Here is a 16,867-nt window from a genome sequence, read left to right as displayed (position 1 = left end):
TGTGCCGCCGCCACCGTCTCGAGTCATCAACACGTGCGGCAGCCCTTCGGGCGAAAAGTCTCTGGCGGTCCCGCTAGTTCGCTGAGAGGCTTTCGTGATGACCGCCAAGCAGTTCCACCTTGAGAGTGGCCACTTGTCCAAAGGGCTTCGCTATATGCGGGAGTTGCGCCGCGCGATCGACGCTTACTGGTACGCGACCATAGAGGATCCGGAGGCTGCCGCTTTGGAAGCACGCCGAGTCGCCTCGGCCGTCAATATCCTCGACGAGGCCGTCTTCCTCAACGCTTACGGGGACATTTACCGGCGGCACCGAGCGGGAACTACGTTGGGCAAAGTTGTCATGGGTCTGGAGCTGATTCGCAACTGCGAGGAGCACTCACCGGTCGTCTTCGATGGCCTCCTCGTGCCCGGGGCCCACTACGGCGTCCCACTATCCATGGCACCCACGCGCATGCGGGTGGTTTACGAGTGGGCGAAGTACTCAGACATGCCTGACGAATACGTTCGCGTCGATTCCTCCGCGACTGAGCGCGTCAAGCGGGCGCGGGCCGAAGCGCAGGATGCTTACCGCAAGCAAGTTCAGGGGCGGCCGGTCATCGACACCATCTTTGACGCTGTGAACTTCTTTCAAGAGTTGGACCCGCGGCTTATAGCATCAGCGCCTCCAGTCGTTCGGTGGGCGTTCGCGGAGTCCACCAGGCTTGAGCCCCTTGTCGAAGTTCCCGATACCGATACCCGGACGGAGCTGCCCTCCAAGCACCTCGTGTACCGGCCGATGGGTATGGACCAGTATGAAGTTTTTCTCTCGGATATTGCTTGTCGGCCTGCGGATCGCCGCTCGGCCCAGTGGCCCGCGTGGGACACCGCCGTCAGGACAAGAAAGGTGGGGATTCTGCAGCAGGCGAAGGATCGCAATCCGCCGGGCAGCGCACGCGAAGTCCGCTACCGCTTGATCGAGAATAGGAAGGTCATCGGCTACAGCGGGGTAGTCGAGGGGCCGGGTGCAACAAGCGAGCCTTGGGTCGAGCGCACGCGTCAGATCGCCAACGACATCGGTCGAGGCTTCACGTACTTCGTCCGCTCCGATGAGATATCGGTCCACTTGCAGCAGGCCGGGAACGGCTCTGTGGCAGCTACTTCGGATGATCGCGATGTCCTCGGCGACTTGGCGGATGCGGGAAAGCGGCCGGGGATGGACGTCACCTGGCTGAAGCTGCTGGAGGAAAATCCCGATCTATACCTAGCTACTCGGCCGCGTCCGGCGCCCCCAGGATGACACGGAGGCGCGACAAACTCGATCCCAAGGCTCCCTAACGATGCGTGACCCGCGGATCGCCGCCAGCTTGAGCAGGTAGGAGTGCAGAGCAGGTGCAACTCACCGGGGTCACATATCGGTTATGCACTCCTTGTTGACCGAGGGATTGACGGTACTTGTCTTGGGTCAGGGACTGTTACGGAACGTATTGTGCTGACTCGTCAGCGGTCTCGTTCCCGTGTCCGTTCTCGACCGAGTTCCTTGTCCCGGCCCCGGGGCATCTCCGGTGCCGGGCGTTCGCGGGCTCTTTCCAGCTCGGTCGGTGTCGGCTGTGTGACAGCCAGCAGATCCGCGATCTCGCGGCCATCCATCGGGAGCCGCTGCCCACGCTCGAATGCCTCACGCTCCTGTTCCCGGACTACGGCGAGCCGGGCGGCGGCGGCCTTCCGCGCCTTGTGGACAGCGGCATCGGCCGCCTCCCGCTCGCGGGTCTCCCGCTCCTGCCGTTCCCGCTCCTGCTGTGTGTGCCGGCCGGACTGCTCACGTGGCTTCAGGCCGAGCCATTCGTCCCGCCACTCCCGCACCGCACGCTCCTTCGCCAGCTGAATGATCCGCTCCCGCTCGGCCCGTGCCGGAGTCGTCGGTACCTCGCGCTGGTGTTCGTCTCGTTGCCGTTCCTCCTGCTGAGGTACTGCTCGTCCGGCGGTTCGGCCCCGGTCGGCGGCGTCCCGGAACTTCTGTATCGCCTGGAATCCTTCGCTGCGGTCTCGTGCTTTGACGATCTCGCGAATGTGTTCCAGCCGTTTACGGGCGCGGTCCGCGCGATGCAACTCGTAGGTCTTGACCTGCTGCTTGGATTTCGTGAGCCGCTGGACGGCCCTCTCGTCTATGGCGCGTTGTTGTGCCTTTTCTTTCTCTCTCTGCCTGTGTTCTCGTTCCTGCTTTTTCCGTTGTTTTTCGAGATTCTTTGCGACAGTCAATGCTAAGCGGAGTTGTTCGCGGGAGACTTCTTGAATCTTGAAACGATCGGGATACTTGGCTGTCAGTTCCCTGACGCGGTCCTGCACTTCTCTATCAATTCTCGCACCTTCGACTGTTGTCCAGTCGAGACGCCAGCCTTGAATTATCAGCCGCTCTTCTTTGTCGAGCTGGGGTAAGGTCTTTTCTTTGTCGACTCTCCCGGATTTGTACTCCGACCCTTCTCTGATTTCCCGGTTGGCCACATCCTGGATACGCGGACCCCGGTCGGTTTTTACGCGGACCTCTTTTTCGTAGCCGCGCTCCGGGGTTTGTCCTCGGAGAAACGCCATGCCGTCACGGAAACGGTTCCCAACCTCACGGGCTCGTTGCCACTGGTTCCGGGCTTCTTGGTAGCCTTTCCGGTCACGCGCATTGAGCCCTTGAAACCATTTGTCGCCAACGTATCGACGGTAATCTTGTTCTAGCCGGTCGTTCCATTCATACACGACGGCCCCCCGAGGCTCTGTTGATCAATCAGCACCTAGCGTGCTTCTTGCGCATCTATCCACTGACTTAACGGCAGGCGACCGCCCTGCACCCATTCCGCATAGCTCTCTTTATTTCGGTCGAAGATCCACGACCATTCTTTTCCGGTCTTCCGGTGAACGGCCACGGTCAGATTGGAGATAACCTCGGAGTAGATATCCGTGTACGGAAGCCTGATTGCCGGTTCGAATCCATGGCCACGGTCATCGGAGTCCGGTACGTTGTACCAACTGCCCTCGAAAGAGCGCCGGAATACCTCACCGATATACCGGTGGAACTGATCGGCGACATCTCGATTCTCGGGCTTCTTCGTGGCGTTGATGTCCGGGAAGATCGCCAGCGCGGCCCGTTCGGCGTGGTCCAGCCCTTCGGCTGACCATGGGTTGTCCGGCATGTCCGGAACCGTCTCGTTCAAGAATTTGTCGATCTGAGCGTTCATCCGCTCGGGCTGTACCCATTCCAGCCATTTCGGGTCTTGCTGGTCGCGTTCTTGCTGCTCGAGTTCGGCGTCGGTGTACGGCCTGAAGTCACCCATTTCACTCGCTCCCCGCTGATTCTGCGTGTGGCCGGACGGCCACCTGTCCCACCGAGGGTATGGGAAGGTGGCCGCCGGGCTGTTCATCTGTGCCGAATAGGATGATCCGGTGCGGGGCCTTTCTGGTCGGTCACAGCGATCAGAAGGACCCCGCCCCCGCCTGGCCGAGCGGCCTACTCGCCGCCTTCCTTCTCGTCGTCATCCCCGTTTCCGTTGGGTCCCATAGTCTTTCACCTCCTTCCCGCGTAGTAGTCGGTTGAGGGCCTTGTGGTCGATCTCCGCTGTCGGCGGCGGGAACAACTCCTCGTCTCGATGCATGAGGACTTTGAGCCACAACGCCTCGAGATCGGTGTGCGTGTCGACCATCTCCGGCAGCGGGGTGGCTGGCCGGACCTTGTGGAGGGTGCCGCCCCGGTCGGTGTAGGCGCAGACGCGGATGATGGTGTCCGGGCCGACGAACCATGATGCCGAGGCACACGCTGTACCGGCGACCATGGTCTCTCTGGTTGTGCGGATGAGGGTGTCTTTACGCATGCCGTTGCTGTGCTTCCGAAGGTGGCGGGGGTTGTAGTCGGTCATGCCAAGCTGCCATTTCCTGCTGGTCGCCGCTAGCCATTCAAAAACTTTTCGATATCATCGAGATACCGAGATCGGACGAACTCGCAGCCTGTCGCAGCGTCGTACAACCGAAATCCGTCCGGTCCTGTTGCGCCCGATTCCGCAATCTTGCGGTTCATCCGGAACCCAGCGCGCTTCGCGCGCTTTTCGATCAGCAACGCACGATCACGATCCGGATCATCCGGCCACATGTAATCCGTAATCGGCATCACGGAACATCTCCCTTCAATTCGGTTCCGCCTTGGACCGATCCACGTCACGCTTGCGCCACACCTCCGGCAATGCTCGCGCATTAGACTCCAGCACCCTCACGATGGAATCGTCCGATATCAACGTCCGGCGGTGGCCGGCTGTGGGTATAAATCGAACCCAGAAATTGTCGGTCGAGGCTCGAGGCGTCACCGCATGGTAGCTATTGCCGTGCATATCGACCACGATTCCCGTAATCGATGGGTCGCCGTCGTCGGTAATGGTCAGCTGATACTGTGTGTTGCCTTTTTCGATGAACGAGAAGCGTTCGAACATCAATCCGAGTCCCCAGCACCGAATACCGTTCATGATCAGCTGCGTAAACTGCTGCACCATCGCAGCCTCCGCGTATCGGGGGGCTTCGGCCGACGGCAGCGGAAACGGGTGAATGTATACCGCTTGCCCCGGACGGTATTCGAACCCGAAGCACAACGGAAGAATGCCCGCCGCGTCGTCGTAACTGTTCATCATCGTGGCGCACGAGTCCTCTCTCGTGGTCACCGGCGGACAGGGGATCACAGTCACGGGGAGTCCGGTCCTTTCAGTATTAAACCTTTCAGTATTGAAAGGTTGACGTCGATCGGGGTCTTTCACCGAGCGGCGTGATGGATCGCGGGCGGGGTTCACGAAGTGGGGTGTTGCTGTTCATACGCGTCGGCGCGTCGGCGGGATCCGGGGTGGTAGCGGCAAGTCCTCGGTGCGATACCCGTTGGGAGGGTTGATGATTCGCCAATAGTCCGCTTTCACCTCGTTCCACAGGGCGTGATGTTCCGGGAACCATTCCCGTACCTGTGCCAGGTCCGGCGGCGTGCGCTCATCGAAGGTCACATAACCGGTATCGGTATCGTCGGGCATGGGGATGTGGCTGCCGTCGGCGCGCATCCGGTATCCCGGAGTGCGCCGGTCGTGCAGGTCGCGGAGAAAGACGATCTGCGCATCGTGGCCACACACCCGCCAGCCCGCGATCAAGTTGTTGATCCGCGTGCGGTGGAACATGTTTCGACTCCTTACCCAGCGGCGTCGGGTGTCGCGAGCGAATGGCTACATGGAGTTCAGCAGTCGGTCAGTGCAGGACCGCATTCGGCAACCTCCCGTAGGCGTGGTGATCGGCGCGTGGAGGTTCCCTCCGGCCGGAGGCCGGGACGGGGGTATGCATCCGAGACGTTCATCCCCGGCCGGTGGGAACCTGCACACAGCGTCCCGCCGGTGCGATCGAATCGGCAGATGGTTGCCGTCTAGCGAGCGTCCAGCGTCGCTACCGGGGTGACGCGCGTTGCCAGCGTGGCGAGTTCGCGGCCGAGGTCCCCGTGACCGCACTGACGCAGCTCGGCGGCTAGAGCCGACATATCGCGCGACACTCGGGCCGATGCGAGTGCCGGGGGTGTGGCGATCAGTTCCTCACCCGTCGCTGTCGCCATGTCGGGGTATCCGGCGCGCAGATACGCAAGGCCGAGCAGTGCCCGCGAGTGCGAGCGCCCACGTGCCCGCTGTGGCCCCAATCGGCCGACCGCAGTATCGAATGCGGCAATCGCGTGTTCGTAGTCCCCGGCGGCGAGCAGAGATCGCGCTTTCACGTTCGACAGGTGCGCGCCGGGCAGAAACCCGGCTGCCCAGTCGGGCACCTCCAGCGAGCGCGCCGACGACAATGCATCATCCGCCCGCCCGATCGCCTCGAGTGCGGCCTGATGATCGCCAGTCATAGCAGTGTGACGCGCCCAGACCAGCAAAATGTTGGCCCGGACCGTCGGCAAAAGACGAAAATCGAAAGCGCCCGCGAGAAGGGTGGCGGCACTTCCGAAATCACGTCCGGCTGCGCGCCGAGCCGCCTCGTCGATCATGACGTGGGCTTCGACGTTCGAGTCCTGGCCGAACCGAGCGGCCTTCAGGGCCACCCCGTAGAGTCGCGCCGCTACGTCGTCGCGTCCGGCGTCGTGGTGTGCCCATCCCACCCGGTCAGCCAGGGCAGCGACCTGCACAGCGAGACGTTGACGGGTGTCGTCGGCCATGTCGCCGTCGAGCAGACGGACTGCCCATCCGAGCACCGCGCGTCCGGGTCCGGCTGCGGCCTGACCACCCTGGGCAGTATCGATCGACGTCACCCATCCCACAGCATCGGCAACTGCCTGGACGTCGCCCGTGCCGACTCGGTTGGGCGGGGTGATATCGGAGCCGTCCAAGAGACGGCCCCACTCGCCAGCGCCAGCGGCGAGCGCTGTGATAGCGGCTAGGACTGTCCGGCGGTGCATGTCATCCTCACTACGGGCAAGCGCGATCAGGTAACCGGCCGCGCCCAAGGCGGTGTCCAGCGACACCACGACGGCCGGGGACGGGTCGTTGAGACCTGATTCGATACGGTGGACGTACGCCTTCGAAACCGTCGCGGCTGTCGCGAGCTGCGCCAGCGACAGGCCAGCAGCCACACGCAAGAGGCGCACCGCTGCCGCTACCGGGTGCGATTGGCAATCGTCGTCCACCATCGTCGTACATGCCCCCATTGTTCACGAAGATGATTTCCGACGATACTTCAGAACAGACACCGACACATTAGGACCACGACAACGCAGTGGCTGATTTCCAGCGAACTAGTGCGTTGACCACGAACGTTCGCCGGGGTTGGGTGACCCGCCGCCGGGGATCTGGCGGGGGGTGCGGGGATTGCTCCACTCTTCGACAGTGGTAGTTGCTGTCGAGAGTGTGAGGTGGTTTGTGGCGGAATCGGTTCGAGCCGCCAACCCGGTCCGGATCGTGGCAGTGGACTACGCCGTTGCTGCACGCAACTGGGATGGGAGGCCGGTGATCTCCTGGGAGTACCGCACCCAGGAACCCGTCGGCACCGCGACCTACGATGCGGGTATGGCTTCCTCCGAACTCGGCGACTACCTGCGGGCCCGGCGCGCGCGGATTCGCCCGGACGAGGTGAACCTGCCCGTCACGGGGTACCGCCGGGTTCCGGGTCTGCGCCGCGAGGAGATGGCGTTACTGGTCGGGGTCAGCGTCGACTATTACGTCCGCCTCGAACAGGGCCGGGAGCGCAGGCCCTCGGCGCAGGTGGTCGACGCGCTGTCCACGGCGCTGCGGCTGAGCGAGGACGGCCGCCGGCACCTGTTCCGGCTGGCCGGGCTCGGCCCCCGGGCCCGGGCGGCGGCCGTGCGCGACCAGGTCGACCCGAGCCTGTTGCAGCTCATGGCGGCGTGGCCCAGCAATCCCGCCATCGTCTACAACCGCGCCTACGACGTGCTGGCCTCGAATACGATCGCCGACGCGCTGTTCCACGACTGGACCCATTCGCGCAACCTCATGCACGTCGTCTTCACCGACCCGGCCGCACGCACCTTCTACCGCGACTGGTACGAGGTTGCGCGCAACTCGGCGGCGGGCTTCCGGCTCGGCCACGGCGAGGCCCCCGACGACCCGCGGGTCCGGCAGACCCTCGCCGAATTGCTCGACCAGAGCCCCGAATTCGCCGAACTGTGGGCCGCCCACGACGCCCGGGGCAAGTCCCTGGAGGGCAAGCGCTTCGACCACCCCGACGTCGGCTCGCTGACACTGACCATGCAGACCTTCGACGTCCGCTCCGCCCCCGGCCAGGAACTCGTCGTCTACCACGCCGAACCGGCCTCCCCGAGCAGCGAGGCCCTGGCCCTGCTGGGCTCACTCGCCGCCACCGCCCACCGGGAGTCGTGAGCGCGGGGCACGGCGCGGCGGCCGCTACTCGACAAGCCTTCCGCGGGAGCGCAGCTCGGCCACCATCGTGTCGGGCAGTGCGAGTCGCTGTGCTTGCCGCAGCGAAACGGAGGCCGGTATGCCGTTGTCGAAATCGAACACGCCATCCGGGTCGTAGCGGTGCTTCGTCTCCACCAGTCTCGGGAAGTTGTCGCCGTAGAACAGCTGCGGTCGAGCCTCGATATCAGTGTTCGTCCAGTTCAGGTATGCGCCGGTGGCCCGGTGTGACACGTGCCGATAGAGACTGCCCGCCCACGAGGTGCAGGCCTCGTCGTCGCGCGGATCGGACCAGTCCGATCTGATCAGCATCAGATGATGGGCGCGTCCGTGTGCGAACGACTCGGTCCCGCGGTCGGCGGCGGCGGTCAACTGCCCGCCTCCGGGGAGACACCACACGAACGAATTTCCCGGCGGGCCGACGTGCGATTCGCGTAGCGCTCCGAAGACGTCGTGACTCAACGGTTCGGCGAAGAACGGCGATGCGGTCACGGCTCTGGTGGACGAATCGAACGAGTCGTCGGCGATCTTCTGCAGCAGAGCCGACATCGCGGCGGTGAAAGTCGTTACCGTCACTTCCCGTTCGGCGGGCGCCGGCCCGAGGTCGAAGAGGGGAGCAAGCAGCCCGGCCAGCTCTTCTTCGGTACCAGGGAAGAGACCACCGACATCGATACGGTTGGCCGTCGTCGTAGGCCACATGGCAAGAAATGGTGTAAGCCGTGGATCGGCGCTCGGTGCCCAGCGCTGCCACGCATCATAGACGGCTTCGAAATGATTCCACGGCCAGGACAGGCGAAACCAGACCGCGGTGGGCATCGGGGTGAGGCGCAGGACGAACTTGGTGATCACTCCGAAATTTCCGCCGCCCGCGCCCAGGCAGGCCCAATACAGGTCGGGCTCACGCTGCGGCGTTACGCGCCTGATGTCGCCTCGGGCGTCGACGATGTCGAACTCCGCGACGTTGTGCGCCATCGCACCGAGCCAGCGTGCCAGGGTGCCGAGCCCTCCGCCGGTGATGAATCCGCCCATTCCCACCGTGTGGCTGACACCGCCCGGAATGACGCGGCCGTGCGCGGCCAGCGACTCGTATACCGCATGGATCCGGGCTCCGGCACCCACTTCGGCGTACTTCGCATCCGGATCGATATCGATGCCGTCGAGGGATCTGAGGTCGATGACGACGGCATCGTCGGCGGCGGAGAAGCCGTCGACGGAATGGCCACCCGACCGGATGCGAACAGGGAGACCGCGGTCCCGGGCGTCCTGCAGCGCGAGCGATACTTCCCTTGTGTCCGTGGGAAGTACGACCTCGAACGGGTTCGCCTGGAAACGCTGGTTCCAGCCACGGCGCAGCCGATCGAAATCACGATCGGACCGCGTGATGCGGGTCAGACTACGAGCTGTTCCAGGCATGTCATCCACCTGACTCCTGCGGTGCCGGCCTCATGGTATCCCTGAGGTTCGGTCACTTTTCCGTCGATGGCGATGGGACCAAGGTCCTATACCGTTCCCGATCTCGGGCAGCTTCAATGAGGTGGATGGCGGCTATGGGAAGCAGGCTATGGGAAACACACGGCACGTCCCGCCGGATTCGCCTGTCAGGCTGGACGAGTTACCCGGGTTCGCGGCGGACCCCGCGCGCGCGTTGACGAACTCCGATCGTTCCTGGGAGCCCGAGGTCGAGTTGCACGGTCTGCGTGCGAATCTGGTAACCGGATACGACGATGTAGCGACTTTCCTCCGGGATCCGCGGCTGAGCACCGACCCGTGCCACGCCGGTGCCGACACCGGCTACGAAAAACTGCATGTTCCCTCGCCGGAACTGTCTCGGTCGATGCTCCATTCCGATCCGCCGTCACATGGCCGACTACGCCGACCTTTCGTGCCGTATTTCACCCCGCGTTCGCTGGCCCCCCTCGGACCACGGCTGAGGCATGTCAGTGCACAGCTACTGACTGCTTCCGCCGATCGGGGTGGGCAGCTGGATCTCGTCGGTGAATTCGCGGAGAAAATTTCCTACGATGTCATCGCCGATATACTGGGAATACCGCAGAAGAGGCGGCCGGCGCTGTTCGGATCGAATGTGAAGGCCATCGAATCCACGCCCGGCGATCGCCGGGCGGGCTGGTCGGGGTTGACTCGTCATATCATCACCATGATCCGTGATCCCGCCGGGGCGGGCGTGGCGGAAACCGGCCTTGTTGCCACACTGAGCCGCGAACGTGAGAAATGGGGACTCACCGTGGACGAGCTGGTCAGCTCCTTCGTCATTCTGATTGCCGCAGGCACGGATACCGTAGCGAATACTCTGGCCAACGGGATGCTTGTTCTGATGGCGCATCCCGAAAAACTCTCCGCGCTCCGGCGGGAACCCGGCCTCATCCCGGCGGCGGTCGACGAAACCCTCCGTTACCGCCCGCCGCTACACGCCGCGATACCCCGGTTCGCCGTCGAACCGATACGAATCGGGAAGCGGGTTGTCGGTCCAGGCCGAGCGGTACTCTTCTCGCTGGCCGCGGCCAACCGGGACCCTGCGGTGTTTCCGGATCCGGATACGTTCCGTCTCCGACGTCGGAACAGCCGTCCGCATCTCGGCTTCGGGAACGGGGCACATTTCTGCCTGGGCGCGCACCTCGCCCGCCTGGAACTCACGACCATGCTCCGCACGCTCGCCGAGCACACGCGACGCATCGAGCCGGCCGTCCCGATCGATCAATTGACCTGGCGCCGGCATCACATGTTGCACGGGCCGGTTCGATTACCGGTGACGGTCACCCTCGCGTGAATTCGATGGTCATCTCTCGCTCCCGAGGCCGCGTCATCGTGGTCGGCGCCGGTGTGGCCGGCCTCACCGCCGCCTACCGTCTGCACTGTGCCGGTTACTCCGTCACGACCCTGGAGCGGGAGAACCACGTGGGTGGCCGCATGGTCACCGCGGAGCGCGAAGGATACCGCTACGACGTAGCGGCATCGTTGTTACCGAATTCGTACCGGAACATGCGGCGACTCATCGCGGACGCGGGACTGCGGGACCGCGTCGTCGCGTGCCCGGACCGGATCGGGCTGCACGGCACGACCGGGTACTGCGACGTTCGAGCGGCCGATCTGCTGTCGGTCTTCGACCGCCGTGTCGCCGTCGGTGGCCTCGACGACGAAGACCTTGCCTCCTACTGCGGGCGCATCTACGGCCCGCGGACCTTTGACCGGATCATCGAACCACTGGCTGTGGCGGCATTTTTCGGCCCGCCCGAGCGGCTCTCGGCCGCTTACTCTCCGTTCCTGGAGTACACGGGAGCGCCGGGCTTCTTCGCCTCTCCGGAGGGTGTCGCATTCCTGCCCGAAGGTTTGGCCGGACGGCTCGACGTCGAGCTGTCGGCGGAGGTTCGGCATATCGAGCAGGGCACCGATCGTGTGGACGTGGAGTGGCAGAGATCGGGACGCGATACGGTCTCCGACTCCGCCGACGCGGTCGTGCTCGCCGTGCCCGCGCGACATGTCGCCGACGTCTTCTCCCAGCTCACCCCCGGACAAGAAGAACTACTCGGCAGCGTGACGTCCTCCGCCCATCTCGTCGTCCACGTGGCGTTGACGGAGCGTCCCCGCTCGGAGGCGATGTGGATGTTGCTGCCGCGCAACGATTCTCCGGATCTCGTCAGTATCGTGCTGGAACACAACAAGTCGCCCGGCAGAGTCCCGCCGGGCACCGGAATGCTCAACCTGCACTGGCGGCAGCAGTGGTCGGAGAAGCATATAGGCAGCTCCGACGCGGCGGTGGCCGAGACCGCCATGGCCGCGGTATCGAAGATCTTCCCGGGAGTCGAAGACACGGTGCGGTTCATCGATATACGACGCTGGGAGCCATGCTGCATTCCGCTCCGTCGCCCGGGCCATTTCACCGCGTTCGCAAAGGAATTCGGCGTCCGGTCTCCCGCCTCACGTGTCTTCCTCGCGGGTGACTATCTCGGCGTTCCTTCCACCGACACCGCCGTGGCGATGGGCGAGCGGGCCGCAGCGGAGGTCATGAGGGAACTCGGCCCCCCGGAATAGCAGCCGCTCTCGCCGTCACGGCGGTGTCGGCGGCCCATGAACGGATGGTCGTATGCGTGGCGCTCATATCCGTCATGCCCATGGCGGGCTTCCGGACGAACTGCGGCCGTTCCACCATGGTGTGATGACCAGATTCCCCCGCCCGAGTCGACTGTCCGGCGTCCGGAGCGGCGGATGACACGCGAACGAGTGGCGGTCGTGGGATCGGGCGTCGCCGGTCTGACCGCCGCCTGGATTCTTCGAAGCCATTATCACACAACACTTTTCGAGGCCGACTCCCGCCCCGGTGGGCACGCCCACACGCAATACGTCGAAACCCCGGGCGGTGAGCGTGCTTTCGATACCGCGTTCATGGTCTTCAACGAGCCGAACTATCCGACGCTGGTGCGTCTGTTCGGCGAGCTGGGAGTGCGTACGCAGCCGTCGGAGATGTCGCTGTCGGTGCGATGCGACGAGTGCGGGCTCGACTTCCTGGCGGGGAGCGGTCTTCGAGCCCTCCCGGACCGCGCGGACGGTGTCGACCCGGAGGTGTGGCGACGGACCCGGGAGGAAGTGCGGCGGTTCAACGGCGAGGCGGCCGGTGTGCTGGCGTCGGACGACGAGCACACGAGCTTCGGAGAATTCCTGTCCACCAAGGGATTTTCGGCGTTCTTCATCGCTCACATCGCGATTCCGATCGTCGCCTCGGTCTGGTCGTGCAGCTCCCGTACCGCTCTGGACTATCCGGCCCGCTACCTTTTCACGTTTCTGCGGCAGCACGGCCTGCTGCGGGGCGGGGAAGGCGTGCGGTGGCGCACGGTCGTGGGCGGGAGTCGTCACTATGTGGATCGGGTCGTGCGGGAAGTCGACGACTGTCGGCTCGGCACCCCGGTGCGCGCGGTGACGCGGTCGCCGCGGGAAGCGGTGATCCTGGATGCCGACGGTGTGGAGTCGCGATTCGATCGCTTGGTGATCGCCACCCACCCCGATCAGGCACTGGCGATCCTGAGGCCACCGTCCGGCGCCGAGCAGGACGTGCTCGGCGCAATTCCCTACCAGCAGAACGAGGCTGTGCTGCACACGGACACCACGGTACTTCCCTGTCGCCCGGGCGCCTGGAACTACCGGTCGCTCTCGTGTGAGCCCCGGTCGGACGGTGTGGTCATGACGTATTACCTCAACCGCCTACAGCGCACAGCCGGGCCGGCCGACTATCTGGTCACCCTGAACGCGACAGATCGGATACGGACCGAATCGGTGCTGTCGAAAACGGACTACAGCCATCCCCTCTACACGGAGACGAGTGTTCGTGCACGACAGGCACTTTCGGCGTTGTCGAATCAGTACGTCGCCTTCGCCGGCGCCTATCACGGGTGGGGCTTCCACGAAGACGGGTGTCTGTCCGGGATGCGGGCGGCCGAGGCGCTGGGGGCGAGCTGGTGACCGCCGCGAGCCACACCTCGAGACTTCCCGCGCCGATCGCCTATCGGTGTCGTCTCGAGCACACACGGTACGAAGGAGTGCACTATTCGTACCGGCACACCTACTACCCGTGGCTGGTCGATCTGGATGACCTACCGGTTCCTCCGCCGCCGTTCCGCAGCATCACGGGCTTTCGTGCGGCCGATCACCTCGGGTCTCCGCGGCGATCGCTGCGGGCGAATGTGGACCGCTACTTGGCCGTCCACGGTATCGATCTGTCCGGGGGCCGAGTATTGATGCTCGCCCAAGCGCGCGCGTTCGGCTATGTATTCGATCCGCTGTCCCTGTTCTGGTGTCATGACCGGGACGGCCGCCTGGTGTGCGTGATCATGGAAGTGCGGAACACGTTTCACGAGCGACATTGCTATCTGCTGCCACCGGATCCGGGTGGGCGAGCGACCGTGACCAAGGAGTTCTACGTGTCGCCTTTCCTTCCGGTCGACGGAAAATACCTGGTGCGCTGGCGGATATCGCCGGAAACGATATCGCTCACGGTCGTGTTGCGGCGCATGCGTTCCGGCGCGGAACGCACGACGCTGGTCGCGACAGTGCGCGGCGCCCGGGTCGGCCGTGGCCTGGTGTCATCGGCCCTCTCGGCCCCCCTCCGTACCTGGGGCCCGACTGTCGCCATCCATTACCGAGCCTGGCGATTGCGTTCGCTCGGCCTGCCGTTGGCCAGGCGTCGCTTTCATCCCGCCCAACCCGGTGTATCAGTAGACGACAGGAACGACCAGTGACAGCTATTCGAGAATCGGGAACGCCGGCGCGCAGGGCCGGATGCGATCGTGCCGTGCCGCGCGCCTTGACGCCCCGTGAGCTGGAAATACTGACATTGGCCGCCCGCGGTTCGACCAGCCACAGAATCGGTCGGCAACTCGGCATCAGCGAGAAGACGGTGAAGAACCATCTGACGTCAATCTACGGGAAACTTGCGGTGCAGTGCCGTGCCGAGGCAATCGCCAAAGTTGTTGCGGGAGGTCTCGTACGGCCCTGATCGGTGAGATCGTTCCAACAGCCGGATAGCGCCGGTGCCGTCGAAGCACATCAGGGCCGGTTCGAGTCCGGGTGCCGCGGCCGCCGTGGCCATCAGCGCACGGAGGCCGGGGAAGTGGCGGATCGATGCCCGCAGCGGCGCGCTACGCCCCTGAACCACCACCCGGGCGCCATCGTCGTGGAAGCTCACCGAATACTCCCGCATGCGGAACGGTCCGGTCCGGCAGACCTTGATTGCCGCTTCCTTGCAGGCCCAGAGCGCGGTCGCGTGGAGAGGATCCCGGATTACGGTGCTCGGCACGGTGATTCGTGGCGTAAGCGCCGTTATGCGCCGGTCGACGTGTTCTATGTCGATACCGATGGACGCCGACTCGTCGGTGGCGACGCCGACCGAAAGAGAGTCACTGTGTGACAAGGAAATCGCGCATCTCGGCAAGCCCGTGGCCGGTGCGCCGGAGAGGTCGGCGAGGATGTTCACCTCGTGGGCACGGTATCCGAACGCCAGCAACAACGCGGTGTGCGCCGTCAGCCGGCCGGCCGTCCATTCACGCCGGCGCCAGGCCGGAAAGCCCTGTGCCACACGTTGCTCGGCCGGATTCAGCAGATCGCACGGCACCGCGGGTGTATCGCGCCAGTCGACGACCACCGCGACCGTGGTCACGACAGATCTCGCACCGACGACACGAAGTCGATGAGGTCGGCGGCATCGGTACCGCCCGGAGCGTCGACCTGCTCTCGGACCAGCCGCAGCAGGGCGTCGTATGCCTCGGTGTGGTCGTACCCTACCGAGTCGGCCACCCGCAGCGACCACCGCCAATAGCCGGTGAGCGTTTCCGACAACGGCATCTGGAAACCGTGCAGCACATCCTTCAGATGTGGGATCGCGCGGGTTCCGTTGTGGCGGAGATAGTTTTCGACCAGGCGGTAGTACAGCGAGAAGTGGCGGGCCTCGTCGCGGCCGAGTTGCCGGAGCAGCTCACGTAGTACCGGCTCGTTCACCACCGCGTGGAAGCGGTGATAGAACAGCTGGGTGGCCTTTTCCTGCAACAGCGTGTACGTAAATGATTGCAGTGGATGTTCGTACGGCAGACTGAAATGTTTGACGCCTTCGGCAGCCAGCTCGCGCAGCAGACCATCGGTCTCCGCCATGCCCGATGCCGTTTGGTAGCGGGTCAGCGCGGAGGCATGCCTTTCCTCGTCGTGGGCCCAGGCGACGAAGAACCTGAAGTATTCGCGATTGACGCCATACTGCTCGGCGTCGACCCCTGCACGGCCATCGACCGGAAAGGCATCCAACAGCCAGGTCATATATCCGGGTATGTGATCTTCGATGAAGGTGATGAACCGGACAACGGAGCGGTCGTTGTCGGTCAGCAGTTCCGGTCGAATATTCTCCCACGGTATGTCCGCCAGGCTCCACCCGCGGCTGGCGCCGAGCTGGACCGCCGGCGCCACGGCCGCGCGGATGTCGCCGAGCGGCAGCGTCGGCAGAACCGGTAGCGATCCGGACTGCCGATCCGGCTCACCTGTCATCGGACGAGCTCCGTTTCTCCCTCGCGGGAGCGAATCGCCGTCAGCGCATACTGTTTCGTCGTGTATCCCCACCCCGAATTGGTGATCGTGAAGTAGCGCAGGAGGTCGTCTGCCAGTCCGGGAACGGCCGCGTCGATCCGATCCCGGTGCGCGGCGGCCCGCGCCGACCAATCCTCGATGGTGCGCCGGTAATGCGCTGTCAGGTCGAGGACCGTGCTCACGGACAGGCCCGCGTCCTCGGCGGCGGCAACCAGCCGGGACAGCGGGCGGAGCACGCCGTAACCGAAGATCTTGTCCGTGACATGTCTGCTGCCGGGATGGTCGGCGTACCGAGCGAAGGTGGACTCGTCGCGATAGCAGCTGGCCGACAGGTACATTCGGCCGCCGCGGCGCAACCGGTGCGCCACCGTCGTCAGCACCGTGCGGTGGTCGGGCATGTGCTCGATGGCGCCGACCAGGGCGACTGCGTCGAACCGTCGTCCGCTGAGATCGATGTCGTAGATCGACGCGGTTTCGACGGTGACGAGGCCGGTGACGCCCGCCCCGGCCGCACGGTCACGCACATACTCCGACTGCACGCGAGACGGGGTCACCGCAGTCACCCGGCAGCCGTGCTCGACCGCCAGATACACCGCGAGACTTCCCCAGCCACAACCGATATCGAGAACCCGCTGCCCCGCACCGACATGCAGCAGCCGAGCGATATAAGCCAGCTTGTCCCGCTGCGCCTCATCCAGCGACTCACCACCGGTGCGGTACAGACCACACGTGTACTTCATCCGGGCATCCAGGAACGCCTCGAACACCTCGGGCGGCAGATCATAATGCCGATTGGTCGCCGATACCGCCTCGGGCGAACTGATCTGTCTCGTCATCGTTTCTCACAACCGTCGGTAACCACCACTCAACGACAGCACCGGAAACCGTTGTGAAACAATAGGACCAAGGTA

The 16,867-nt window shown here is 64.4% G+C and carries 18 protein-coding genes; 7 read left to right on the top strand and 11 right to left on the bottom strand.

Going from position 1 to position 16,867, the window contains the following annotated elements; genetic code table 11:
* The first annotated feature begins 97 nt into the window (after nt 1-97).
* Nucleotides 98-1,276, top strand: a complete 1,179-nt coding sequence (locus D892_RS0134550) for a hypothetical protein (protein ID WP_024805635.1) — start codon at nt 98-100, stop codon at nt 1,274-1,276.
* A gap of 200 nt (nt 1,277-1,476) precedes the next feature.
* On the opposite strand, the gene D892_RS47275 is transcribed toward D892_RS0134550, so the two are convergent.
* The 7 genes from D892_RS47275 to D892_RS0134515 form a co-directional block, all read right to left on the bottom strand.
* Complete coding sequence (locus D892_RS47275) at nt 1,477-2,721, bottom strand: hypothetical protein (RefSeq protein ID WP_156959815.1); 1,245 nt, start codon at nt 2,719-2,721, stop codon at nt 1,477-1,479.
* 35 nt (nt 2,722-2,756) lie between these two features.
* Nucleotides 2,757-3,296, bottom strand: coding sequence for a hypothetical protein (locus D892_RS0134540; protein ID WP_024805633.1), 540 nt, complete (start codon nt 3,294-3,296; stop codon nt 2,757-2,759).
* 198 nt (nt 3,297-3,494) lie between these two features.
* A complete protein-coding gene (locus D892_RS0134535; protein WP_156959814.1) occupies nt 3,495-3,875 on the bottom strand; it encodes a hypothetical protein in 381 nt (126 codons plus the stop codon).
* A 29-nt stretch (nt 3,876-3,904) separates the two neighbouring features.
* Nucleotides 3,905-4,126 (bottom strand): hypothetical protein, encoded by a 222-nt coding sequence (locus tag D892_RS0134530; RefSeq protein WP_156959813.1) that lies wholly within the window; start codon nt 4,124-4,126, stop codon nt 3,905-3,907.
* A 13-nt stretch (nt 4,127-4,139) separates the two neighbouring features.
* The gene (locus D892_RS0134525; RefSeq protein WP_036567687.1) at nt 4,140-4,634 is read right to left on the bottom strand and encodes a hypothetical protein; all 495 of its coding nucleotides are present in this window, start codon (nt 4,632-4,634) and stop codon (nt 4,140-4,142) included.
* A 174-nt stretch (nt 4,635-4,808) separates the two neighbouring features.
* Entirely contained in the window at nt 4,809-5,159 is a 351-nt protein-coding gene (locus tag D892_RS0134520) for a hypothetical protein (protein ID WP_024805629.1), read from the bottom strand.
* Nucleotides 5,160-5,398: 239 nt separating this feature from the next.
* A complete protein-coding gene (locus D892_RS0134515; protein WP_198037061.1) occupies nt 5,399-6,640 on the bottom strand; it encodes a helix-turn-helix transcriptional regulator in 1,242 nt (413 codons plus the stop codon).
* A gap of 376 nt (nt 6,641-7,016) precedes the next feature.
* On the opposite strand from D892_RS0134515, the gene D892_RS0134510 reads away from it, so the two are divergent.
* Nucleotides 7,017-7,847 (top strand): helix-turn-helix transcriptional regulator, encoded by an 831-nt coding sequence (locus D892_RS0134510; protein WP_024805627.1) that lies wholly within the window; start codon nt 7,017-7,019, stop codon nt 7,845-7,847.
* A 24-nt stretch (nt 7,848-7,871) separates the two neighbouring features.
* Here D892_RS0134510 and D892_RS0134505 read toward each other — a convergent pair whose 3' ends face one another.
* Nucleotides 7,872-9,296 carry an FAD-binding oxidoreductase gene (locus D892_RS0134505; protein WP_024805626.1) on the bottom strand — a complete coding sequence of 475 codons (1,425 nt, stop codon included), beginning with the start codon at nt 9,294-9,296 and terminating at the stop codon, nt 7,872-7,874.
* A 670-nt stretch (nt 9,297-9,966) separates the two neighbouring features.
* Here D892_RS0134505 and D892_RS48065 point away from each other — a divergent pair.
* The 5 genes from D892_RS48065 to D892_RS49865 all read left to right on the top strand — a co-directional run bounded on the left by D892_RS48065 (nt 9,967) and on the right by D892_RS49865 (nt 14,385).
* Nucleotides 9,967-10,668, top strand: coding sequence for a cytochrome P450 (locus D892_RS48065; RefSeq protein WP_198037060.1), 702 nt, complete (start codon nt 9,967-9,969; stop codon nt 10,666-10,668).
* Nucleotides 10,669-10,673: 5 nt separating this feature from the next.
* Entirely contained in the window at nt 10,674-11,930 is a 1,257-nt protein-coding gene (locus tag D892_RS0134495) for an NAD(P)/FAD-dependent oxidoreductase (protein WP_156959812.1), read from the top strand.
* Between the two features lie 174 nt (nt 11,931-12,104).
* Nucleotides 12,105-13,352, top strand: a complete 1,248-nt coding sequence (locus tag D892_RS0134490; protein WP_024805623.1) for an NAD(P)/FAD-dependent oxidoreductase — start codon at nt 12,105-12,107, stop codon at nt 13,350-13,352.
* Nucleotides 13,283-14,128 (top strand): DUF1365 domain-containing protein, encoded by an 846-nt coding sequence (locus D892_RS0134485; protein ID WP_156959811.1) that lies wholly within the window; start codon nt 13,283-13,285, stop codon nt 14,126-14,128. The genes D892_RS0134490 and D892_RS0134485 overlap by 70 nt, the downstream gene beginning before the upstream one ends.
* The gene (locus D892_RS49865; protein WP_198037059.1) at nt 14,125-14,385 is read left to right on the top strand and encodes a LuxR C-terminal-related transcriptional regulator; all 261 of its coding nucleotides are present in this window, start codon (nt 14,125-14,127) and stop codon (nt 14,383-14,385) included. The genes D892_RS0134485 and D892_RS49865 overlap by 4 nt, the downstream gene beginning before the upstream one ends.
* Here D892_RS49865 and D892_RS0134480 read toward each other — a convergent pair.
* From D892_RS0134480 to D892_RS0134470, 3 genes are read right to left on the bottom strand one after another with little or no spacing between them, the layout of a single operon-like run.
* The gene (locus tag D892_RS0134480; protein ID WP_024805621.1) at nt 14,305-15,045 is read right to left on the bottom strand and encodes a 4'-phosphopantetheinyl transferase superfamily protein; all 741 of its coding nucleotides are present in this window, start codon (nt 15,043-15,045) and stop codon (nt 14,305-14,307) included. The two genes, D892_RS49865 and D892_RS0134480, sit on opposite strands and share 81 nt — an antisense overlap.
* On the bottom strand, nt 15,042-15,917 hold the full coding sequence (locus tag D892_RS0134475) for an acyl-ACP desaturase (RefSeq protein WP_024805620.1): 876 nt from the start codon (nt 15,915-15,917) through the stop codon (nt 15,042-15,044). The genes D892_RS0134480 and D892_RS0134475 overlap by 4 nt, the downstream gene beginning before the upstream one ends.
* A complete protein-coding gene (locus D892_RS0134470; RefSeq protein ID WP_024805619.1) occupies nt 15,914-16,792 on the bottom strand; it encodes a cyclopropane-fatty-acyl-phospholipid synthase family protein in 879 nt (292 codons plus the stop codon). The genes D892_RS0134475 and D892_RS0134470 overlap by 4 nt, the downstream gene beginning before the upstream one ends.
* Nucleotides 16,793-16,867: the final 75 nt, after the last annotated feature.

Origin of the sequence: Nocardia sp. BMG51109 (assembly GCF_000526215.1) — a bacterium.
GTDB lineage: Bacteria > Actinomycetota > Actinomycetes > Mycobacteriales > Mycobacteriaceae > Nocardia.
The sequence above is the reverse complement of the archived record's forward strand: the minus strand, read 5'-3'. Positions and strand labels throughout refer to the sequence as shown.